This window comes from Methylomonas sp. MK1 (genome assembly GCF_000365425.1).
Lineage (GTDB): Bacteria > Pseudomonadota > Gammaproteobacteria > Methylococcales > Methylomonadaceae > Methylomonas.
On the sequence record NZ_AQOV01000001.1, the window covers coordinates 3,017,386 to 3,038,361 of the forward strand.

General features: G+C 52.4%; 22 protein-coding genes. 17 read left to right on the forward strand and 5 right to left on the reverse strand.

Features of this window, described 5'->3' with window-relative positions:
* Window positions 1-21 precede the first annotated feature (21 nt).
* From G006_RS0114325 to rimK, 4 genes are read left to right on the forward strand one after another with little or no spacing between them, the layout of a single operon-like run.
* Window positions 22-648 carry a methylthioribulose 1-phosphate dehydratase gene (locus G006_RS0114325; protein WP_020483891.1) on the forward strand — a complete coding sequence of 209 codons (627 nt, stop codon included), beginning with the start codon at window positions 22-24 and terminating at the stop codon, window positions 646-648.
* A complete protein-coding gene (locus tag G006_RS0114330) occupies window positions 645-1,202 on the forward strand; it encodes a 1,2-dihydroxy-3-keto-5-methylthiopentene dioxygenase (RefSeq protein WP_020483892.1) in 558 nt (185 codons plus the stop codon). Before G006_RS0114325 ends, G006_RS0114330 begins: the two co-directional genes overlap by 4 nt.
* Window positions 1,199-1,873: an acireductone synthase gene (gene mtnC, locus G006_RS0114335; RefSeq protein ID WP_020483893.1), complete on the forward strand. Its 675-nt coding sequence runs from the start codon at window positions 1,199-1,201 to the stop codon at window positions 1,871-1,873. Before G006_RS0114330 ends, mtnC begins: the two co-directional genes overlap by 4 nt.
* An 18-nt stretch (window positions 1,874-1,891) precedes the next feature.
* Window positions 1,892-2,782, forward strand: coding sequence for a 30S ribosomal protein S6--L-glutamate ligase (gene rimK / locus G006_RS0114340; RefSeq protein ID WP_020483894.1), 891 nt, complete (start codon window positions 1,892-1,894; stop codon window positions 2,780-2,782).
* Window positions 2,783-2,868: 86 nt separating this feature from the next.
* Here rimK and G006_RS0114345 read toward each other — a convergent pair whose 3' ends face one another.
* The 3 genes from G006_RS0114345 to G006_RS0114355 are packed head-to-tail and all read right to left on the reverse strand — an operon-like array spanning window position 2,869 to window position 4,771.
* Complete coding sequence (locus G006_RS0114345; RefSeq protein ID WP_020483895.1) at window positions 2,869-3,279, reverse strand: ExbD/TolR family protein; 411 nt, start codon at window positions 3,277-3,279, stop codon at window positions 2,869-2,871.
* A gap of 4 nt (window positions 3,280-3,283) precedes the next feature.
* Window positions 3,284-3,964, reverse strand: coding sequence for a MotA/TolQ/ExbB proton channel family protein (locus tag G006_RS0114350; protein ID WP_020483896.1), 681 nt, complete (start codon window positions 3,962-3,964; stop codon window positions 3,284-3,286).
* 15 nt (window positions 3,965-3,979) lie between these two features.
* Window positions 3,980-4,771, reverse strand: a complete 792-nt coding sequence (locus G006_RS0114355) for an energy transducer TonB (RefSeq protein ID WP_152428868.1) — start codon at window positions 4,769-4,771, stop codon at window positions 3,980-3,982.
* Window positions 4,772-4,996: 225 nt separating this feature from the next.
* Here G006_RS0114355 and G006_RS0114360 point away from each other — a divergent pair, with 225 nt between their 5' ends.
* Entirely contained in the window at window positions 4,997-6,883 is a 1,887-nt protein-coding gene (locus tag G006_RS0114360) for a potassium transporter Kup (RefSeq protein WP_020483898.1), read from the forward strand.
* Between the two features lie 25 nt (window positions 6,884-6,908).
* On the opposite strand, the gene G006_RS0114365 is transcribed toward G006_RS0114360, so the two are convergent.
* Together G006_RS0114365 and G006_RS0114370 are read right to left on the reverse strand one after the other, a co-directional pair.
* Window positions 6,909-7,358 (reverse strand): hypothetical protein, encoded by a 450-nt coding sequence (locus G006_RS0114365; protein WP_020483899.1) that lies wholly within the window; start codon window positions 7,356-7,358, stop codon window positions 6,909-6,911.
* Between the two features lie 73 nt (window positions 7,359-7,431).
* On the reverse strand, window positions 7,432-8,307 hold the full coding sequence (locus tag G006_RS0114370; protein WP_020483900.1) for a fumarylacetoacetate hydrolase family protein: 876 nt from the start codon (window positions 8,305-8,307) through the stop codon (window positions 7,432-7,434).
* A gap of 337 nt (window positions 8,308-8,644) precedes the next feature.
* On the opposite strand from G006_RS0114370, the gene mmoX reads away from it, so the two are divergent.
* From mmoX to G006_RS25605, 12 genes are all read left to right on the forward strand, one after another.
* Window positions 8,645-10,228, forward strand: coding sequence for an aromatic/alkene monooxygenase hydroxylase subunit alpha (gene mmoX, locus G006_RS0114375; protein ID WP_020483901.1), 1,584 nt, complete (start codon window positions 8,645-8,647; stop codon window positions 10,226-10,228).
* A gap of 29 nt (window positions 10,229-10,257) precedes the next feature.
* Entirely contained in the window at window positions 10,258-11,436 is a 1,179-nt protein-coding gene (gene mmoY / locus G006_RS0114380) for an aromatic/alkene monooxygenase hydroxylase subunit beta (RefSeq protein ID WP_020483902.1), read from the forward strand.
* Between the two features lie 9 nt (window positions 11,437-11,445).
* Window positions 11,446-11,871 carry a methane monooxygenase regulator MmoB gene (gene mmoB / locus G006_RS0114385; RefSeq protein ID WP_020483903.1) on the forward strand — a complete coding sequence of 142 codons (426 nt, stop codon included), beginning with the start codon at window positions 11,446-11,448 and terminating at the stop codon, window positions 11,869-11,871.
* 9 nt (window positions 11,872-11,880) lie between these two features.
* Window positions 11,881-12,378 (forward strand): aromatic/alkene monooxygenase hydroxylase subunit gamma, encoded by a 498-nt coding sequence (gene mmoZ / locus G006_RS0114390; protein WP_020483904.1) that lies wholly within the window; start codon window positions 11,881-11,883, stop codon window positions 12,376-12,378.
* Window positions 12,379-12,534: 156 nt separating this feature from the next.
* Entirely contained in the window at window positions 12,535-12,795 is a 261-nt protein-coding gene (mmoD, locus tag G006_RS0114395; protein WP_051067718.1) for a soluble methane monooxygenase-binding protein MmoD, read from the forward strand.
* A 1-nt stretch (window position 12,796) separates the two neighbouring features.
* Entirely contained in the window at window positions 12,797-13,834 is a 1,038-nt protein-coding gene (gene mmoC / locus G006_RS0114400; protein ID WP_020483906.1) for an aromatic/alkene monooxygenase hydroxylase FAD-binding subunit MmoC, read from the forward strand.
* Between the two features lie 114 nt (window positions 13,835-13,948).
* Entirely contained in the window at window positions 13,949-14,242 is a 294-nt protein-coding gene (locus G006_RS0114405; RefSeq protein WP_152428869.1) for a hypothetical protein, read from the forward strand.
* 20 nt (window positions 14,243-14,262) lie between these two features.
* On the forward strand, window positions 14,263-15,945 hold the full coding sequence (gene groEL, locus G006_RS0114410; RefSeq protein WP_020483908.1) for a chaperonin GroEL: 1,683 nt from the start codon (window positions 14,263-14,265) through the stop codon (window positions 15,943-15,945).
* A gap of 212 nt (window positions 15,946-16,157) precedes the next feature.
* Entirely contained in the window at window positions 16,158-17,945 is a 1,788-nt protein-coding gene (locus G006_RS0114415; protein WP_020483909.1) for a sigma-54-dependent Fis family transcriptional regulator, read from the forward strand.
* A 108-nt stretch (window positions 17,946-18,053) separates the two neighbouring features.
* Window positions 18,054-19,538, forward strand: coding sequence for an anthranilate synthase component I (gene trpE / locus G006_RS0114420; RefSeq protein WP_020483910.1), 1,485 nt, complete (start codon window positions 18,054-18,056; stop codon window positions 19,536-19,538).
* Window positions 19,535-20,125, forward strand: coding sequence for an anthranilate synthase component II (locus G006_RS0114425; RefSeq protein ID WP_020483911.1), 591 nt, complete (start codon window positions 19,535-19,537; stop codon window positions 20,123-20,125). The genes trpE and G006_RS0114425 overlap by 4 nt, the downstream gene beginning before the upstream one ends.
* Window positions 20,122-20,898, forward strand: coding sequence for an RES family NAD+ phosphorylase (locus G006_RS25605; protein WP_020483912.1), 777 nt, complete (start codon window positions 20,122-20,124; stop codon window positions 20,896-20,898). Before G006_RS0114425 ends, G006_RS25605 begins: the two co-directional genes overlap by 4 nt.
* Window positions 20,899-20,976 lie beyond the last annotated feature (78 nt).

Genomic DNA, 20,976 nt, shown 5'->3' on the forward strand with positions numbered 1-20,976 from the left:
TTGCAATCCGCAAAATACTCCATGACAGCAAAATCCGACGAATTTTTCCGCAAGGCAGATCAGTTGATTGCCGCCGGCCGCTTCATCGACGGCAAGGGCTGGGTGCCCGCTACCAGCGGTAATTTCTCCGCCAAACTCAGCGACGGCAATATTGCCATCACTGTGTCCGGCCGGCATAAAGGCCGCTTGCAAGCCGATGACATCATGTTGATCGACAGCAAAGGCAATTCCCTGGACGGTAAAAAACCGTCGGCGGAAACGCTATTGCATACTTCGCTGTACCAACGTTTTCCGGATGTTCAGGCGGTTTTGCACCCGCATTCGATCAACGCCACGTTGACAGCACGCTTGTTCAAGCATGAGATCGTGCTGAAGGATTACGAACTGCTCAAAGCGTTCACCGGTATCAACACCCATGAAACTCGGATTTCCATACCCATTTTCGGTAACGATCAGGATATTCCCAGATTAGCCGACAAAGTGGAAAATTATCTGGACCGTCACGACCACGCGGTTTACGGCTATATTATCGCCGGCCACGGTTTTTACACCTGGGGCGCATCGGTCGACGACGCCTTGCGCCACCTGGAAGCACTGGAATTTTTATTTGATGTTGAAATTCGCCTACATGGAGTAACACGATTATGAGCGCATTAACCCTCTACCCTGCCAATCAACCGCAACAAGGCAATACTTTCCGGGACTTTGCCGACATCGCCGAGCAGTTGCAAGGGATTGGCGTACAGTTCGAACGCTGGCAGGCCGATTGCGAGTTTTCGGCGGCGGACGATGCCGAGGCAGTATTAAAGGCTTATGCAAGTTCGATAGACAAACTCAAGCAAGCATACGGTTTTCAGTCGGTGGACGTGATCAGCCTGAACGCCGACCACCCGAATAAAGATGCGTTACGGCAGAAGTTTTTAGCCGAGCACACGCACAGCGATTTCGAAGTCCGCTTCTTCGTGGAAGGCAAAGGGCTGTTTTATCTGCATGTCGGCGACCAGGTTTATGCGGTACTGTGCGAGCAAGGCGATCTGATTAGCGTGCCGGCCAACACCACGCATTGGTTCGATATGGGCGAAAACCCGGCGTTTAAATGCATACGCCTATTCACTACCGAAGACGGCTGGGTGGCCGAGTTTACCGGCAACCCGATTGCGGAAAGTTTTCCGACCTTGGATGAATACCTAACAACGCTATGATCAAAGCTATCGTCACCGATATTGAAGGCACAACGTCATCGCTGTCGTTTGTGAAGGATGTGTTGTTTCCGTATGCCCGCGCCCACTTGCCGGATTTTATTAAAAGCCATCAAGCGCAAGCCGAGATAAAGCCATTATTGACCCAGGCCAAGGAAATTGCCGGCGGCGAACTGGACGAGGAAGCGCTGGTTGCGCAATTTATTCACTGGATTGATACCGATCAAAAAATTACGCCGTTAAAATCCTTGCAGGGCTTGATCTGGCTGGAAGGCTACCGCAATGGCGATTTCACCGGCCATGTCTACGAAGACGCTGTTCGCAACCTAAGAAAGTGGTTTGGATTAGGCTACAAGCTGTATGTCTATTCCTCAGGCTCGGTTCAGGCACAAAAGCTGCTTTTCGGGCACAGCGACTTCGGCGACCTTACCCCAATATTTTCCGGTTACTTCGATACGCACATTGGCGGTAAGAAGGAGGCCGTTTCCTATGAGCGGATTGCCGCCGAGCTTGGCTTACCGGCCGAACAAATCCTGTTTTTGTCGGATATAAAAGAAGAATTGGACGCTGCCCGTCAGGCCGGCTTCGCGACCTGTTGGTTGGTGCGCGAGCAGGCGCCAGATTCCGGCGCCGCACATGTTCAAGTCAGCGATTTTGACGGCATTCATCTGTAAACCCGGCACTATTTGTCTATGAAAATAGCAATCCTGTCGCGCGACGCGACGCTGTATTCCAGCGTCCGGCTGCTGGAAGCCGCCGCCGCTCGGGGCCATGAGGCCAGGGTATTGGACCCGACGCATTGTTACATGAACATCACCTCGATGAAGCCATCCATTCATTACATGGGCGAAAATCTGGTGGGATACGATGCGGTCATTCCCCGTATCGGCGCGTCGATCACTTTTTACGGCACTGCGGTGTTGCGACAATTCGAGGTGATGAATACTTTTGTCCTCAACACTTCCGCATCGATCAGCTGCTCCCGCGACAAGCTGGCGTCCAGCCAGTTGCTGGCCCGCAAGGGCATCGACCTGCCGATTACCGCGTTTGCCCACAATCCGGACAATATCGAAGATTTAATCGCCGAAGTCGGCGGCGCACCGCTGGTGATCAAATTGGTGGAAGGCTCGCAAGGCATAGGCGTCGTACTCGCTGAAACCCATAACGCCGCGCATAGCGTGATTCAGGCGTTCATGGGCCTTAATGCCAACATCATGGTACAGGAGTTCATTCAAGAGGCTGCCGGTAGCGATATCCGCTGCTTCGTGATCGGCGACAAGGTGGTGGCGGCGATGAAACGCCAAGGCCGCGAAGGCGAGTTTCGTTCCAATCTGCATCGTGGCGGCACGGCCACGCTGGTCAGACTGACCCCGCAAGAACGCTCGGCAGCAGTACGCGCCGCGAAAATCATGGGTCTCAATGTCTGCGGTGTGGATTTGCTGCGTTCCAAACGCGGACCGCTGGTGATGGAAGTCAATTCCTCACCTGGTTTGGAAGGCATAGAAAAGACCAGCGACAAGGATATTGCCGGCTTGATGATCGAGTATATCGAAAAGAATGTCGGAAAAAATAAATCCGGGTAATCGGCGACCCGGATTTAGTAAACAGAATAGTTGAGGCGTTCGAGAGTAGAGCGGGGCTTGGGTAAGCAAAACCCAGCCGATATTGTCTATTTTTCCAGGGTCACAAATGCCAGTTTGGAAATGCCGGCATGCTGCACGGTAGCCATCACTTCCGCCACTTTGCCGTAATTCACGCCTTGATCGGCATAAATATGAATGATTAGCTCGGGGTTGCCGGCCAATTCGTTTCTTAGCGTGGTATCCAACGCCGCTAAATCGGCCACGGCGTTTTTATTCAGGGTCACGGTGCCTTGCGCGTCGATACCCAATTGCATAGGCTGCTTCTCCAAATCCGGCGTCGTGGAGGCCGTTTTCGGCAAAGCCACGTTGACCGATTGGGTCAACAACGGTGCGGTGACCAACAAGATAATCACCAACACCAACATCACATCTACCAGCGGCGTAACATTAATCTCGCTAACCGGCCCGTCGTCGTCTGAGTTTGTTTTAAATCCCATGTAATTAATCCTTGCTTTTACTGGTATTGATGTTTGAGTCGCCGAAGGCGATGTGGAGAAAACCCTCGACGAAATTTTCCAGCGAAGCCCGATGGTGCTTGGCGCGACGCTGGAAGAAATTATAGGCCAACACTGCCGGCACGGCTACGGCGATACCGATAGCAGTGGCAATTAATGCATCGCCGATAGGCCCGGCCACTACGTCCAAACTGGCCGAACCACTGGCACTGATGTCGTGCATGGCATGCATGATGCCCAGTACCGTACCGAACAGGCCGACGAATGGTGCGGTGCTACCGATGCTGGCCAGCATGGTCAAGCCGCTTTCCATCCGGCGCTGCTCGTCCTGCGTCTGTTTACGTAAGGTTTGTTCCAGCAAATCTTGTGGCGAGCCCCGAAATTTCAGGCTGGTGCAGGTTTCCGGATGCGTCATTTCCGCCAACCAGGCAAAGCCGCAGGCTGCGACGCGAGCTTTCGGGCCGCGCGCGGTTTCGGCGGGCAGTTGCTCGGCGGCATTTAAATCGGTAGTGTCCCAAAAAGCGCTGTCGTATCGTTTGTTGTAATAATTATTCTTGGCAAACTGCCATATTTTGAAAAAAATCAACGTCCACGTTATCAACGAAAACACCAGCAATGTGTAAAGGGTAGCGTCGATAACCGCTTCCGGGGCTATATGGTAGGGCATTAATCTCTCCGATTTTTATTCACGCAAAGTAAAAATTATTGGCACAATCACCGAACTGGCCACCGGCGTTTCGCCGCGTTTGGCCGGAATGAATTTCCATTTTTTCACGGCTTCCACCGCCGATTCGTCAAGCATCTCGTGGCCGCTACTGTGCTCAACCGCCACCGAATCGCTTAAACCTTCCGCCGAAACTTGCACCCGTAACATTACCTTGCCCTGCCATCCGCGGCTTTTCGCAATCATCGGATATTCAGGTTTGGGGTTGTGGGCGTAGTTAGCTCGAAAATTAGCTTCGGTAAACTGCTCGGCGTTGGTCGCGGTCGTGCTGGTCGTCGTAGTCGTTACCGGCGCACTACTCGCTGTATTGCTTACCGGTGTCGGCGGCGGCTCGGAAACTGGCTCCACGGGCGCATATTCCGGAGCCTTCTGCACGATGGGCGGCGCTTTTTTGGGAACCGGCTTTGGCTGCGGCTTTTTCGGCGGTGGCTCTTTTTTGGGCGGCGGCGGTGCCGGAGGCGGCGGCGCGGCGGCGGGCTTGGGTGCGGACATCGCAATCATCGATACCTCCATCATCAAAGGTTGCGCCGGCGTGACTTTTTCCTCGGGTTTCAATAATTGCTGCAAACCCCAAATATGCAGCAACGCTACTAATAGCGTTAACAGCCTCAGCATGCTGGCGGGCCGCTCTTCTCCGAATAGTGTCCGCCAAAATGAGCCGGAACCGCTTGCCACTGCCGGCAGATAACCGCCGAATGACGCTAACTCTTTATTTTGCAAAGCATCCTCGTGGTTTTTAAATAAATACATATAAACTGTTGAATACAAAATTAAGCGCGATTCGAATTTAGCCGGGCATTGTAAATTAATACGTCCTAGCGCGACAGCCATCCTTACAGGAGATGATGCTATCTAACCATTCCCTACTAAGACGTTTCAGCCGCTAAAATCCCCACCGGCTAACGACGATTTCGGGCTAAATTACAATCTGTGGCATAATTTCCGTTCCCGTCTTGTATCTCCGATTCATTCCATATGTCCGCAAAACAATCCGATCATACCCAGGGACAAGTCAACACACTGGCTTTAAGTGCGATAGGCGTGGTGTTTGGGGACATCGGCACCAGCCCATTGTATGCGGTAAAAGAAGTTTTTCACGGTGGCTTGCCGACCGACGCCACCCATGTGCTCGGGGTGTTGTCCTTGATCTTTTGGGCCATCACCTTGGTGGTCACCACCAAATACGCGATTTTTATCATGCGCGCCGACAACAAGGGTGAAGGCGGCATCATGGCCTTGATGGCCTTGGCGCTGCACGGTTCCAAGGACAATCCAAAACGTAAGGCATTTATCGTCACCATCGGCCTGCTTGGTGCTTCGCTGTTTTACGGCGACAGCATGATTACCCCGGCTATTTCGGTACTCAGCGCCGTGGAAGGCTTGCAAATCGTGGCGCCGCGCCTGGAACACTACGTTTTGCCGATTACCATCGTTGTGCTCAGCGTGCTGTTCTTTATCCAGACCAAAGGCACGGGTAAGGTCGGCAGAATGTTCGCGCCCATCATGTGTTTCTGGTTTGCCACGCTCGGCATTCTGGGCGCCGTGAATATCGTCCAACATCCCGATGTGTTGATGGCCGTCAATCCCTATTATGCGGTCAGTTTGTTGTTCGAACTGGGCTGGAAGGGTTTTTTGATCATGGGAGCGGTGGTACTGGCGATAACCGGCGCAGAGGCGCTGTATGCAGATATGGGCCATTTCGGCTTGAAACCCATCCGGCGGGCTTGGTTTGGTTTCGTATTTCCGGCCTTGCTGCTGAATTACTTCGGTCAAGGCGCATTGCTGATCGGCAACCCGCACGCCATCGAAAACCCGTTTTACTTGATGGCGCCAAATTGGGCGCTATATCCGATGCTTATTCTCTCGACCTTGGCCACGGTAATTGCCTCGCAAGCCGTGATTTCCGGGGCTTTTTCGGTAACTCGACAAGCTATCCAGCTTGGTTACTGCCCAAGAATGAATGTCCGCCATACGTCCGGCGACGAAATGGGCCAAGTCTATTTGCCTGCCGTCAATTGGTTGCTGATGGTCTCGGTGTTTGTGTTAGTTTTGAGCTTCAGATCTTCGTCCGCTTTGGCGTCGGCTTACGGCATTGCAGTAACGGGCACGATGATTGTCGATACCATCCTGGCGTTTATCGTGATCCAGGCGCTGTGGCAATGGAACAAGCCCACCAGCATTACTTTTCTGTCGATATTTTTGATTATCGATCTGCTGTTCCTGTCTTCCAACAGCCTGAAAATTCCGCACGGCGGCTGGTTGCCGCTGGTGGTAGGTACGGTGTTTTTCTTGATTATGACCACCTGGATCAAAGGCAAGGAATTGTTAGCCAGATACCTGGACGAAAAACGGGTATTGTTCGAGGAGTTAGACGAACGCTTGAAAGACCGGCCCCTGGTTACCGTACCCGGCACCGCAATCTATATGGCCCGCAGCGTCCATGGCGTGCCGCAGGTTTTGCTGCATAACCTGGAGCACAACCATGTGATGCATGAAAAACTCATCGTATTGACCATCGTGACTCGCGAAGAACCTTATGTGGATGAAGCGCATAGGGTGAAAATCCGCATGTTCGGCGATAGCGGCGGCTTTTACCGGGTGAAATTGTATTTCGGCTTTCAGGAGGAGCAGGATGTGCGCCGCGCCCTGCAACTTTGCCGCCATGAAGGCTTGGATATCGATCAAAAAACCGTATCGTTTTTTATCGGTAGCGAGCGGCTTTCATTCCGTCGGAAAAGCCCGATGCCAAAATGGCGCCGCTCCTTGTTCAGCTTTTTGACGCATAACTCCACCAGCGCGATCGAATATTTCAAAATCCCGGTTGAGCGTGTAATTGAGCTGGGAATACGCATCGAATTGTAGAAATTTACTGGCCTCCTCGGCGCGGTTAGTCGCCGCGTCTGCCAAAACGGCCGCCCCAACCACCGCGTGGTTGACGGTCGCCGTCATCCCTACGACCGAAACCACGTGCTTGCCGATCCTGCATAGATTGTTCGTGATGTGGCATTTGTTCGGCATGCCGTTCACGACCAAAGTCCCGACGCCCAAAGTCTCGTCCTTGCCAACCGCCAACACGATGATCGAAATGCGGCGCAGGTTGATGCCAGTCATGGTGATCGTCGTGATGATGCTCCGAGCGATAACTGGGCTGCACATAGTAACGGCCATACGTGATGCTGGTGCTCGGGCTGGCATAGCCGCGACCATAATTTTGCGAATAGCTGGGCGATGAATAGCCGCCACCGTAACCCACATAGCCACGCTGATAATAGCCGGTCGCGCAACCCGAGAGGGTTAATGCGGCGATGGTGAGAATGGCGACTTGTATGGTTTTCATGACTGCCTCTTGGCTGGTTGGCCCTCTAATCTAAAGTTGGGCTTAGCATATCCGAGTCAGACTTAATCGATGCTTAACCTGAGGCGCCGACCAGAAAATGTTCAGGCTCGGCAAGCACCGGATTGCTCAATGAGCCAATACCTTCAATTTCAATCCTAACCGTCTGCCCCGGTTTCAGATAACCGCGCGGCTTCATTTTTACCCCCACACCGGCCGGTGTACCGGTGCTGATCACATCGCCCGGTTCCAGCGTCATCACTTGCGTCAGATACGCAATTAACTCGTAACAGTTGAAAATCATCTCGCTGGTATTGCCGTTTTGCCGCAACTCGTCGTCCACCCAGGTCTTTAAGCTCAGATTGTGCGGATCGGCGATTTCGTCGGCGGTGACCAGCCAAGGCCCCAGCGGACCATGGGTATCAAAAGACTTGCCCAGCGTCCAGGTCGGCGTGCGCTGCTGCCAGTCGCGCACCGTCACATCGTTGCAAATGGTGTAGCCGGCTATCACTTCATGTGCCTGCTCTACCGGTACGTGTTTGCAGCGCTTCCCAATCACAAAAGCCAATTCGCCTTCGTAATCCACTTTATCGGATACGGGCGGCACATGTATCGCATCCCCGTTGGCGATGACACAAGTACTTTGCTTGGTGAAAAAAGTCGGATATTCCGGCTTTTCCAAACCCGTTTCACCGATGTGATCGGCGTAATTCAAACCCACGCCCAGCAACTTGCCGGGACGCGGAATCGGCGCCAGCAGTTGCACAGCGCTCAAGGGTATGCGCTTGCCGCCGGCATCGATCAGCTTTTGCAGCGCTTGTTTTGCCGGCTCTCCGGCCGCCAGAAAATCGAGCATATTGTTGGGCAAATCCGCACCAGCGGGCACGATTTGCTCGGCAACCAGCGCGCCAACTTGTACCTGACCAACGTATTTATAGCTCAGTAGTTTCATACCGAATCAACTCTTCATCCAACCAAAATCCGCATTGTATCGCAGTGCCGGTATCGACCGGCAAAACCGCCGAACTAGACGTCTTATTTCTAAGCAGTGTCCAGTTATTGGACGTTCATTCTTAAAAAGCGCTGCCTCAAAGCCACGGATACCTTTCTCTAAGACATTGTTAGTAAAGACTAAATCAAAATTCTAAATACTGGCACACGTGTTGCTCTTTGACCTCCGAGGCTGGCGTCAGTCCAGGCCAATCAGCGCTTTAAGGCAACGGAAAGTCACCGCTTAGCTGAATGACGACAGCCTCGCCATTCTTATAACACCACAACGAGGATTCAATATGGCTATAAGTACCGCTACAAAAGCCGCTACCGACGCGTTGGCCGCCAATCCGGCGCCTGTCAGCGTGGGCGCACAGGAGGTTCACAGATGGATGCAGAGCTTTACTTGGGATTTTGATAAAAATCGAACCAAATATTCGACCAAATACAAAATGGCCAACGATACCAAGGAGCAATTCAAGCTGATCGCTAAAGAATATGCGCGCATGGAATCGGTCAAGGACGAACGTCAATTCGGCAGTTTGCAAGACGTGTTGACACGGGTGGATGCCGCCAATCGCGTGCATCCGAAATGGAATGAATCGATGAAGGTCATCTCCAACTTCCTGGAAGTGGGCGAATACAACGCGATTGCCGCGACCGGCATGTTGTGGGATTCCGCGACCGCGCCCGAGCAAAAAAACGGTTACTTGGGCCAAGTGCTGGACGAGATTCGTCACACTAACCAATGTGCCTACATCAACTATTACTTTGCCAAACAAGGCCAAGACGCCGCCGGCCATAACGATGCCCGTCGCACGCGCGCCATTGGCCCGCTGTGGAAAGGCATGAAACGGGTGTTCTCCGACGGCTTCATTTCCGGCGATGCGGTGGAATGCTCCATCAACCTGCAATTGGTCGGTGAAGCCTGCTTTACCAATCCGTTGATCGTGGCCGTGACCGAATGGGCGTCCGCCAACGGCGACGAGATGACTCCGACTGTATTCTTGTCCATCGAAACCGACGAACTGCGGCACATGGCCAACGGTTATCAAACCGTGGTATCCATCGCCAACGACGAAGCGGCTTCGAAATACCTGAATACCGATTTGAACAACGCCTTCTGGACCCAACAAAAATACTTCACACCAGTGTTGGGCATGATGTTCGAGTACGGCAGCCATTTCAAAGTCGAGCCTTGGGTGAAAACCTGGAACCGTTGGGTGTATGAAGATTGGGGCGGCATCTGGATCGGCCGCCTAGGCAAATACGGCGTCGAATCGCCACGCAGTTTGCGCGACGCCAAAAAAGACGCTTACTGGGCGCACCACGACTTGTTCCTGATTGCCTATGCCTTGTGGCCCACCGGTTTCTTCCGTTTGAGCCTGCCAACCCAGGAAGAGGCTGAGTGGTACGAAGCCAACTACCCGGGATGGTACGACATGTACGGCAAAGTCTACGACGAATGGCGCGCGCGCGGTTGCGAAGATCCAAGCAGTGGCTTCCTGCCCATTCAATGGTTCATCGAAAACAACCATCCGATCTATATCGACCGGGTCTCGCAAGTTCCGTTCTGCCCAAGTTATTGCAAAGGCGAAAGCACTTTGCGGGTTCTGGAATACAACGGCAAAAAACATTCCTTCAGCGACCAATGGGGCGAAAGAATGTGGCTGTCGGAGCCCGAGCGTTATGAGTGCCAAAACATCTTCGAACAATACGAAGGTCGTGAATTGTCGGATGTGATTGCCGAAGGCTTTGGCGTGCGCAGCGACGGCAAAACCCTGATCAGCCAGCCACACACCAATAAAGACGGCAAGCTGTGGACACTGGACGACATCAAACGGATTAACTGCGTGTTTTCCGATCCATTGAAAGCCCTGTAATCGTTTCAACTCTTTAAGGAACTTTGCTTATGACTATAGAAGTGAATGGCGGCAGACGTGGCCTGACCGACCCGGAAATTGCCGCAGTAATCATGGCCGCCGTGCCGGATAAACCGTTGGAAACACAACGGAAAATGAATTATTTCATGAAGCCGCGCGGTAAGCGGATCAATGAATACGAAGTGTTGTGTTGCTATAGCCAGCCGACCCCGGACTGGATTCCCGGCGGCTTGGATTGGGGTGACTGGACCCAAAAATTCCATGGCGGCCGTCCATCCTGGAGTAACGAATCCACCGAAATGCGCAGCTCGGATTGGCTGGCGCACCGCGACCCAGCCTTCCGTTGGCATGCGCTGTATGTCAAGGATAAAGCCGAAGAGTGGCGTTATACCGACCGCTTCCTGAAAGCCTATTCCGCCGACGGCCATGTGCGTTCGATCGATCCGGTCTGGCGCGACGAAGTATTGGGCGACTATCTGGGCGCATTCGGTTTTTACGAGTATGGCTTGTTCAATTCGCATTCCTCCGTGGTGCGCGATTGCCTGGGTGACACCTTACGGATGAGTAGCGCCATGATTGGCTTGGACAAGGTCGACAACGCGCAAATGATTCAGGCGGAAAGAACCTTTTTGTCTAAATTGGTGCCGGGCTTCCCTGAGTCTACTGATATACCCAAACAGGAATGGACTAAAGGGGCGATTTTCAAAGGCGCGAGGGAACTGGTCCAGGATATTTGGCAAGCGACTTATGACTGGAATGAAATCTTGTTCTCGGGTCATATGATTTGCGATCCGATCTTCGGTCAATTTGTACGCAGAGAGTTCTTTATGCGTTTGTCGTCTTATTACGGCGACAATTTGACCCCGTTCTTTATCAATCAAATGCAGTTGTATTTCTCGCAAACCAAAGGCATTACCACCGACATGTTCCATACCTGTCTGGGGGCCGATGTGGAATTCGGCGATTACAACAACCGTTTGATGCGGGCTTGGGCCAATAAGTGGCTACCCAGAACCGTCAACGCACTGAAAGATTTCATGGCTATTTACGCCACCATTCCAGAAATCAAAGGTGTCAGCGACAAAGCTGCCATTGAAGCGGCGCTGGTTAGGGTATTTGCCGATTGGAAACGCGATTTCGCCGATCCGATCAACTACAAAGTGGATACCGCCGCCCTCGTCAAAACCGTATTAAGCGGACTTAAATAAGGAAAACTCATGTCTAAAAGTTCAAATGCTTACAACGCAGGCATTATGCAAAAAACCGGCAAAGCCTTTGCCGACGAGTACTTTGCCGAAGATAATCAGGTCGTGCATGAAAGCCACGAAGTGGTGCTGGTCTTGAAGAAATCCGATGAACTCAACACCGTGGTGGAAGAAATTCTGCAAGGTTCGCACAAGGCGGACAACCCGACACTGGTAGTAGAAGATCGCGCCGGTTTTTGGTGGCTGAAAGCGACCGGTAAAATCGAGATCGACTGCATCGAAGTCTCAGAGTTGCTCGGCAAACATTACAGCGTTTACGACCTGTTGGTGGATGTTTCCTCCACTATCGGCCGCGCCTACACGCTGGGCGAAACCTTTACCATCACCTCCGAATTGATGGGTCTTGACGTTAAACTGAAAGACTTGGCAGCGGCATAGGAGATAACCATGGCAAATATTCATGACAATCCGACCCGTAACGCCTGGATGGCAAAGATCGCCACATTGGATACCCTGGCAAAAGCGCACGCTTTCATTACCGACTTCCGTGCCAAGCATATGAGTCCGTTCAAAACCGACTGGTCGTTGGAATTGGATGGGCTGTGGATCGAGCTGAAAATTGAAGAGAAGCTGGCGCTATTGAAGCACAAGGAATTCAATGACACTCAACTGCTCAACAACTGCACCTGCGGCGCGAATGCCCAGCAAGTCGCCAACGAAGTGATCGGCAAAATGGACGCCTGTGAGGACATGTACGAAGCGGAGCGCATTCATATCAACTTCAGACTGGCCTGCAAGCCGCCTGTGATGCCGGTCAATGTGTTTTTAGACACTGATAGGCAACTGGGTACGAAGTTGATGGAACTGCGCAACACCGACTACTACGCCTTGCCGTTAGAGGAATTGCGTAAGAAACGAGGCGTGAAAGTGGTTACCTTACAGTAAGCGCCCGGCAGGATCGCCACGCTTGTACGCGCGGCGAATCCTTTACAGCCAATAAACCGATAGCGGACAAAACCTACTGCTAGCTTACGTAGCAGTGAGCAAGGCTGCGTTTGTGTGCGCTTCGATCTCAACGAACCATTTCATAGAATCAGTATCATGGATTTTTTCTCAAATTTTAAGTCGGCGGTTACGCCCGCTTTTCCGAGTGAAGCCGACAATCTCACCAAGCTATACGACATCGAGCCCTACGCTGCATTCTGCGAAGATCTAGAGTTTATGTGGCGTTGGACCATCTATCGCGACCAAAAACTGGTGCAGGAAGGGTGTTCGCTAACCCTGGACGCATCGAGACGCGCGGTTGACCACGTATTGGCGTTTTTCAGCGTGTCGGCCAAAAGCCAATGCCTTGGAGAATGACATGAGCGCCCATCAAATTAAAATCATTACTCAAGACGGAGAATCCGTAAGCTTCGAATGTTACGAAGACGAGGATGTCATCACTGCGGCGGTACGGCAGGATATTTACCTGATGTCGTCGTGCCGCGAGGGCGGTTGCGCGACCTGCAAAGGATTTTGCGCGGAAGGCGATTATGTCTTGGGTAAATGCAGTTCGCAGGCCTTGCCGTATGAAGAGGAAGAGGCCGGCGAAGTATTGTTATGCCGCTGCTACCCCTCAAGCGATTTAGAAGTTGAAGTGCCTTATACCTATGACAGAATTTCATTCTCTCCGGAAGGCTTGACGTTTGTAGCTGAAGTGGTTGAGTTGTCGCAAATCTCCATCAACGTGATGAAGCTTCTGCTGCGCCGCACCGGCGACGATAAAACCATTAAATTCGATTCCGGGCAGTTCTTTGATCTGGAAATTCCCGACACGACCGTCACTCGTTCCTATTCCCCCGCCAACACCGCCAATAAAACCGGCGATCTGGAATTTTTGATTCGCATCGTGGATGGCGGCAAATTTTCAGAGTACTTAAAAAACGACGCCAAGCTGGGTCAGAGATTAAATGTCAAAGGCCCCTCGGGTATTTTCGGTTTGAAAGAAAACGGCTTTACCCCGCGCTATTTTGTAGCCGGCGGTACCGGACTGGCACCGATATTGTCGATGGTACGCAGGATGCAAGAATGGGAAGAGCCGCAAAAGTGCGTCATCTATTTTGGCGTTAATACCGAAGCCGAAATTTTCCATTTGGATGAGTTGAATCAGTTGGCGGCGCAAATGCCGACGCTGGAACTGAGAAACTGTGTCTGGAAATGTTCGGACGACTGGCATTGTGAAAAAGGCAGCGTGGTGGACATCCTGCGCCGTGATCTAAGTGATACCGGTGCCAAGCCTGATTTATACCTATGCGGGCCGCCGGGCATGGTCGACGCCACCTTTGCGGTGTGCGCCGAAATGGGTATCCCCAAGGAACGTATCTACCTTGAAAAATTCCTGCCCAGCGGGTCGCCATAATGCCACCGGTAAATAGGCTGCCGTGCGGTCTTATCGAAGCATTACACGCCTATTTGCCAATTTAAAACCGCTTTTTTCCGTGCCGAAAAAAGCGCAACGATGCTGAGGCTAATTATGAAGGCCGATGATGTAGAGTTTCTGTCAGGCATGGCTATTCAACTGGATGAGACGATCAGAAAACTGGTGAGAGAAGAACAGGAAATTCTGGAAAAGTTAGGACATGCCAGGGTTCAGGAATTAAAGGAATTCTGGAATCAGGAATTTACTGCTGAAGAAGAAGCGGACTTTAAACGCAGCTTGGACTACTGGGACAAAATTCTTATCCGCACTTGGGTAAATTCGAAACGTGCCGTTCAAACCCGTGCCCAGGTCGGGCAAACCTTGATGAAATTAAATTCACATCTATAACCGATTGAGACAGCCAAAAAATGAGTAAACACGTTATTTACAACCCGGAAGCTCGGCAGCGTTTGCTGCAAGGTATCAATGCGGTGGCGCGAGCAGCTAGCGTTACGCTGGGTAGCGCCGGCCCTGCAGTGATGATTCAACACCGGACCGACGGCATCATGCCCATCTTTACCCGAGATGGCGTCACGGTTGCCAATGCCATCGTCATGGAAGATCGGATTGCCGATTTGGGCGCGCGCATGTTGCGGGATGTCGCCGGCGCGGTGTCTCGCGAAGTAGGCGACGGCACTACCACGGCTATTGTCCTGGCGCAAAGCCTGGCGGTGGAAGCGCTGAAAAGCGTCGCGGCCGGCTTTCATCCGATGCAATTGCAAAAGGGCATGGAGTTGGCCCTGATCTTGGTGGAGCAGCATTTGCAAAAAACCGCTGTCACTGACAGCGCGGATGACTGGGTCGAAAAGATTGCTTTGGTCGCGAGCAAAGGTGAGGCTGGTGTCGGCAAGTTGTTGAAACAGGCCTTGGCCGAGCTCGGCGAAGCGGGCACCTTGACCTTTCAACTCGGCAATGGCCGGGAAGATCAGCTGGAGATTGTGGAAGGTATCCATTACGAGCAGGGGTTTTTATCGCCCTATTTCATCACCGATAAAACCCGCGCCGAAGCGGTTTTGGAGCGGCCCTACATCCTGTTGTATGACCGGGAAATCAGCGACTTTATGGATCTGGTGCCTATTTTGGAGGAAGTTGCCGCGGCAGGCCGGCCATTATTGGTGATCGCCGAGGCCCTGGCTGAAAAGGCTTTAACCGGCTTATTGCTGAATCATGTGCGCGGCATCTTCAAAGTGGTGGCGGTCAAGCCGCCTGGCTTTGGCGACAAGCGTATCAATCGCCTGAGCGATTTGGCCTTGTTGACGGGCGGCACGGCTATTCTGGAGGCGCATGCCAATCGCCTGGAGGATGTCACGCTTGCGCAACTGGGTCAGGCGCAACGCGCGGTGATAGTGGAAGGCAGCACGACTATAGTCGGCGCCGTGGGTTCGCGCGAGGCGGTAGATGCGCGAATAACGGCGTTACGGCGCGAGTTGGCGCTGGTTCGTGCCCGCAAACCCGGCGAAGGCTCAGCCACCGGCAATTTACATGAAGCCGAAGAGTTGGAAGAGCGCATCTCGGTGTTATCGGCCAAGACCGGCACCTTCAGTGTCGGCGGCATCACCGACGTGGAGATCAAAGAGCGTCTAGTGCGGATCGAAAATGCTTATTTGTCCGCCAAGGCAGCGCTGCAAGAAGGGGTTTTGCCCGGCGGCGGTGTGGGCTTGTGGCGTTGCATGGCGGTGTTGGATGAAGTGATTGCCGAAAACGCCGAGCAGCAGCAAGGCATCGCCATCGTCAAGCAGGCGCTTGGCGCGCCCCTGCGCCAATTGTTGAGCAATTGTTGCCTTAATAGTGAAGACATCCTGACGCGCTTAGCCAGTCAGACTGACCCGGCATTTGCCGTGGATATGCAGCTTTTGAACTACGGACATTTTCTGGAGATTGGGATTATCGATCCCGTGAAAGTGGTACGCATGGCCTTACGAAATGCAGTGAGCGTGGTGGCTACCTTGATCAGCAGCGAGGCGGTAATCATGAACGTGCCGGACCTGTCCATCATGGCCGGCTATTCGCCGGAATGGGCTGCGGCTACTCGCGAAGATCCCCGTATGTAATTGTTATTCCTACCTCAACCTCCTCTATCCGAAAGTTAGAGCTATCCATTATTCTGCAATGGAGTAAGGCAATGTGACGTTATGTCGCATTGCCTCTTTTTTTGATTTTGTTATTTTGGACAACATCGCCGTAAAAAGCAGCTAAACCTCTGTTTTTTATATTTTTGTTTTGTGCCGATACTAATTTGGCGCACCAAAATACAAGAGGAAAAATGGATATTGCCTTGCACTTGCCCCACAACGTTAAAATCATCAAAGAAGCCTGCGCGTTCAAAACCTCACTAGCGTTTGAAGTTGACCGACCGATACAGGCCTGGCGCTGGATGGCGCAAAGCCGTTGCGTGCCCGATCATACGGACTGGGTACGCCCGGAGGTTTCGGAATCCTGGCGCCGCTGTCTGGAAGACTATCAATTGCCGTTAGGCAATTATGTGCGTTGGGATCATCTAAACACCGCCACCGACCCGCTTCCCACCTTCTGCAATCAGGCGCAACGCATTTCGGATATGCTCAGCCGCTTGGGGCACCAATTCGACGTATTTTTAAAGGAAGCCGGAGTGATATTGGTGCTTACGGACGCCAATGGGCACTTGCTACAAGTGTTAGGCGAAAATCCGTTTGCCAGTCCCTTTATGCGGAGTTTGTATGAAAAACACAGCCGCTGGAGCGAAACAGTCTTGGGCAACAACGGCATCGGCACCGCCGCCCAGCTAAAAAAACCGATTGCGTTTCAGGGCATGGAACATTTTTTAAGCCTGCTACACCCATTCACCACGGTCGGTTATCCCTTGTTGGACCAGAACGACAACATACAGGCCGTGATCGGCTTGATCAGCGATAGACAGGAAAGCATGAACTCCTTGTTCGCGTTCCTACATCTGCTCTGCGTACTGCTGAATACCAATCTGCCTTTAACGCAAAACCCGGTGGCACAGGCCCGAGTTTTGGAAAAAATTCCGTTCAAGCTGGCTAAAAAGCCGCCCAGCCAGCACGAAGCAGCGATGTCCGAACAATTAACGGCCTTGGTCGACAAAGCTCAGAAGCTACAGCAGCACAAAATCCCCATATTGATTACCGGCGAATCGGGTGTGGGCAAGGATCATTTCGTCAATCTGTTAAAACACGCCGGACCGAGAAAAAATCAGCCTTTGATCGCGATCAACTGCGCGTCGATTCCGCATGACTTGATCGAAAGCGAACTGTTCGGTTACGAAGCCGGCAGTTTCACCGGCGCTCGGAGTGCCGGCAAACCGGGGAAATTTCTGTTAGCCGACAAAGGTATTCTGTTTCTGGACGAAATCGGCGATATGAGTCTGGATTTGCAATCGACTTTGCTGCGAGTGCTGGAAACCTCGGAATTTACGCCAGTCGGCGGCAGCAAACCGATCAAGGTGGATGTGCAAATCGTCGCGGCTACCAACGTACCCTTGCTGGAAGCCGTCGAAGCCGGACGCTTCCGCCGCGATTTGTATTACCGGTTGAACGGCGCGCAAATTCATCTGCCGCCCTTGCGCGAGCGCGACGACAAGCTGGGCATCATTCATCACATCTTGCAGCGCGAACTGGCGAATCTGCCTAACCCGCAGGCGATTAGTATTTGCCCCAGCGTCATTGCCTTGATCGAGCAACACCCGTGGCCTGGCAATATCAGGCAATTGATCAACGTCATCAGAGCGACGCTATACACCGCCGGCGACACGCTGATTACCCGCCAGGATTTGCCGCTGGATTTTGTCGAGGAACTCGGTAAGGTGCTGCCGGGGATCGACAATAAAGCGTCGGACAACACGCTAACTTACCCAATATCGGCTGCTCCGGGCCGCACCATGACCCTGGAAGACTGGGAATTGCACGGCATCAAAGCCAGCCTGCGGGAATGTGCGGGCAATATTTCCTTGGCGGCGAAAAACCTGGGCATCACTCGTACCACGCTGTACCGGAAAATCGAGCGCTTCGGTCTGGATAAAATCGATTGGCGAGAGCATTCCAAGGCCGGCTAGGCCTCGCGCCGATTCGGCAAGCATAGTTTTCAGCCGCGCGGGTCGCTGCTGGGCGCGTTGTGCGTTACAATCGCGAGTCGCACAACCGGTTGCTTCAAGAGAATAATAATGACACCCGCCGAATTTACCGCATACGCCCAACAAGGCTACAACCGCATTCCGATCTGCCGCGAAGTGCTGGCCGATCTGGATACGCCGCTCAGCGCTTATTTAAAGCTGGCCGACGGCGCTTATTCCTATTTGTTCGAATCCGTACATGGCGGAGAACAGTGGGGACGGTATTCGATCATCGGCTTGCCTTGCAAAACCCGCATCAAAATCAGCGGCCATAGCATCACGGTCGAAAAAGACGGCCTGGACACTCAAACGTTTGAGCACGCCCAACCGCTGGAATGGATAGAAGAATTTCGGCAGAACTACAACGTGCCGGACGTGCCCGGTTTACCGCGTTTCAACGGCGGCCTGGTCGGTTATTTCGGTTACGAAACCATAGGCTACATCGAACCGCGTCTGCAACCCAGCGGCAAACCCGACCCTATCGGCGCGCCGGATATTCTATTGATGGTGTCGCAAGACTTGCTGATATTCGACAACCTGTCCGGCAAAATGCTGTTGCTGACCCATGCCGATCCGGCGCAAGCCAATGCCTACGAAAACGCCAAAGCCAGACTCGACGAACTGGTGGTGAAACTGCGCGAACTGCAAGCCAATCCGCAAGCGCATCCCGCCGTCAAACACGTGCACGAACACGATTTTGTATCCGGCTTTACCCAGCAAGGCTACGAAGACGCGGTGCTAAAAGCCAAGCAATACATCACCGACGGCGATTGCATGCAGGTGGTGTTGTCGCAGCGCATGTCGATTCCGTTCAGCGCCTCGCCGCTGGATTTGTATCGGGCTTTACGCTGCCTGAATCCGTCGCCGTATATGTTTTATTTGAATCTGGCCGATTTTCATATCGTCGGTTCCTCGCCGGAAATTCTGGTGCGCCTGGAAGACAACGAAATCACCGTCAGACCCATCGCCGGTACAAGACCGCGCGGTGCGACAAACGAACAAGATTTGGAGCTGGAAAAAGAACTGCTGGCCGATCCAAAAGAGATTGCCGAGCACTTGATGCTGATCGACCTGGGCCGCAACGACACCGGCCGGGTCGCGCAAATCGGCAGCGTCAAACTGACCGATAAAATGATTGTCGAACGTTATTCGCATGTGATGCACATCGTTTCCAACGTCACCGGCGAATTGCAGGAAGGCAAAAACGCCTTCGACGTACTGGCTGCCACCTTCCCGGCCGGCACCGTCAGCGGCGCACCGAAAATTCGCGCAATGGAAATCATCGACGAACTGGAACCTGTCAAGCGCGGTATTTATTCCGGCGCGGTCGGCTACATTTCCTGGTCCGGCAATCTGGATACCGCCATCGCCATCCGCACGGCGGTGATTAAAGATCAAACCTTACACATTCAAGCCGGCGCCGGCATCGTTTACGATTCCGTGCCGCGCAACGAATGGGATGAAACAATGAACAAAGGCCGCGCGGTGTTCCGCGCCGTCAGCATGGCCGAAGCCGGCCTCGGAGGCAAAGCATGAGCGGCGTCAGATTGGTGATGGTTGACAATTACGATTCGTTCACCTACAACCTGGTGCAATATTTCGGCGAACTTGGCGCCGAGGTGGTGGTGGTGCGTAACGACGAAGTGACGGTGGAGGACATCGAAGGGCTGCGTCCCGACAAACTCGTGATTTCCCCCGGCCCCTGCACACCCAAAGAAGCTGGTATTTCCGTGGACACCATCCACCGCTACGCCGGCAAATATCCGATTCTGGGCGTCTGTTTAGGGCATCAAAGTATAGGCTACGCCTTTGGCGGGAATATCATCCACGCCAAGCAAATCATGCACGGCAAGACTTCACCGGTTTATCACAAGGATGCCGGCGTGTTTAAAGGCCTGGGCAACCCGTTCACCGCGACCCGCTATCATTCGCTGGTCATCGAACAAACCAGCTTGCCGGATTGCCTGGAAATAACAGCCTGGACCCAGGACGAGGCCGGTAACATCGACGAAATCATGGGTGTAAGGCATAAAACCCTGGATATAGAAGGTGTGCAATTCCACCCCGAGTCGATTCTGACCGAGCATGGGCACGATATGTTGCGGAATTTTTTGGTGCGATGAACTTTAAGTCACGTGATAGCTATTGGAAATTTTGCCAGGCAACAAAGCATGGAAACCGCTATATCCATAGCAAAGAAGTTGAAGATTTTTTTAAAGCAGTTTTGGATACAGTCATAGAAAGGGAGGCTGACACAATCGAAGCCGGTTCTTGCTTATGGCGCGCGCAGTTAGAACATGATTTGCAAGCTATAAAAGACGACAGAGAAGAAAAAATAGACGAACTACCATACCCATATCCTCAAGGACGGATGAAGCCCATCCCCTCCAAAGCTTCAGAAGGGCGAGCAAATCCGAGAGGCATACCTTATCTGTATTTAGCCTCTGATGAGAAAACCGCCATGTCGGAAGTAAGGCCATGGTTGGGAGCAATAATTTCTGTCGGTCAATTTAAAACAACAAAAACCTTACGATTGGTTGACTGCTCTATTCAACATGAAACGTCTAAAGATCCATATTCCGGAACTAATATTCGGCCTATATTGGATAAAGAATTGTCAGTTTGGAAAGATATCAACAATGCGTTTTCTAAACCGGTTAATTCAAACGATCAGGCACTCGACTATATTCCAACGCAAATCCTTGCAGAACTATTCAAGTCGAATGGCTATGACGGTATTGTCTATAAAAGCTCGTTCGCTGCAGGTTTTAATATCGTTCTTTTTGATTTGGATTTAGCCAATTTAATAAATTGTTTTCTTTACGAAGTTGGCTCTATTGACTTGAGTTTCAAAAGTATGCCCAATTCGTATTACATTGAGGACAACTCTAACTAGCTAGAGTTGCGCATCAAGTTCATCAAGCATCTATTAACCCCGAACTAACCTCAAACCTATCGGTTTTAGTAGGAGAAA

Excerpts from the sequence above, each read along its gene's own strand:
- G006_RS0114345 (WP_020483895.1), bottom strand. The coding sequence starts at position 3,279 with ATGGGATTTAAAACAAACTCAGACGACGACGGGCCGGTTAGCGAGATT.
- G006_RS0114360 (WP_020483898.1), top strand. The coding sequence starts at position 4,997 with ATGTCCGCAAAACAATCCGATCATACCCAGGGACAAGTCAACACACTG.
- mmoZ (WP_020483904.1), top strand. The coding sequence starts at position 11,881 with ATGGCAAATATTCATGACAATCCGACCCGTAACGCCTGGATGGCAAAG.
- G006_RS0114355 (WP_152428868.1), bottom strand. The coding sequence starts at position 4,771 with ATGTATTTATTTAAAAACCACGAGGATGCTTTGCAAAATAAAGAGTTA.
- mtnC (WP_020483893.1), top strand. The coding sequence starts at position 1,199 with ATGATCAAAGCTATCGTCACCGATATTGAAGGCACAACGTCATCGCTG.
- rimK (WP_020483894.1), top strand. The coding sequence starts at position 1,892 with ATGAAAATAGCAATCCTGTCGCGCGACGCGACGCTGTATTCCAGCGTC.
- G006_RS0114405 (WP_152428869.1), top strand. The coding sequence starts at position 13,949 with ATGAAGGCCGATGATGTAGAGTTTCTGTCAGGCATGGCTATTCAACTG.
- G006_RS0114370 (WP_020483900.1), bottom strand. The coding sequence starts at position 8,307 with ATGAAACTACTGAGCTATAAATACGTTGGTCAGGTACAAGTTGGCGCG.
- mmoC (WP_020483906.1), top strand. The coding sequence starts at position 12,797 with ATGAGCGCCCATCAAATTAAAATCATTACTCAAGACGGAGAATCCGTA.
- G006_RS0114325 (WP_020483891.1), top strand. The coding sequence starts at position 22 with ATGACAGCAAAATCCGACGAATTTTTCCGCAAGGCAGATCAGTTGATT.
- trpE (WP_020483910.1), top strand. The coding sequence starts at position 18,054 with ATGACACCCGCCGAATTTACCGCATACGCCCAACAAGGCTACAACCGC.
- G006_RS0114425 (WP_020483911.1), top strand. The coding sequence starts at position 19,535 with ATGAGCGGCGTCAGATTGGTGATGGTTGACAATTACGATTCGTTCACC.
- G006_RS25605 (WP_020483912.1), top strand. The coding sequence starts at position 20,122 with ATGAACTTTAAGTCACGTGATAGCTATTGGAAATTTTGCCAGGCAACA.
- mmoX (WP_020483901.1), top strand. The coding sequence starts at position 8,645 with ATGGCTATAAGTACCGCTACAAAAGCCGCTACCGACGCGTTGGCCGCC.
- G006_RS0114415 (WP_020483909.1), top strand. The coding sequence starts at position 16,158 with ATGGATATTGCCTTGCACTTGCCCCACAACGTTAAAATCATCAAAGAA.
- G006_RS0114365 (WP_020483899.1), bottom strand. The coding sequence starts at position 7,358 with ATGAAAACCATACAAGTCGCCATTCTCACCATCGCCGCATTAACCCTC.
- G006_RS0114330 (WP_020483892.1), top strand. The coding sequence starts at position 645 with ATGAGCGCATTAACCCTCTACCCTGCCAATCAACCGCAACAAGGCAAT.
- groEL (WP_020483908.1), top strand. The coding sequence starts at position 14,263 with ATGAGTAAACACGTTATTTACAACCCGGAAGCTCGGCAGCGTTTGCTG.
- mmoY (WP_020483902.1), top strand. The coding sequence starts at position 10,258 with ATGACTATAGAAGTGAATGGCGGCAGACGTGGCCTGACCGACCCGGAA.
- G006_RS0114350 (WP_020483896.1), bottom strand. The coding sequence starts at position 3,964 with ATGCCCTACCATATAGCCCCGGAAGCGGTTATCGACGCTACCCTTTAC.
- mmoD (WP_051067718.1), top strand. The coding sequence starts at position 12,535 with ATGGATTTTTTCTCAAATTTTAAGTCGGCGGTTACGCCCGCTTTTCCG.
- mmoB (WP_020483903.1), top strand. The coding sequence starts at position 11,446 with ATGTCTAAAAGTTCAAATGCTTACAACGCAGGCATTATGCAAAAAACC.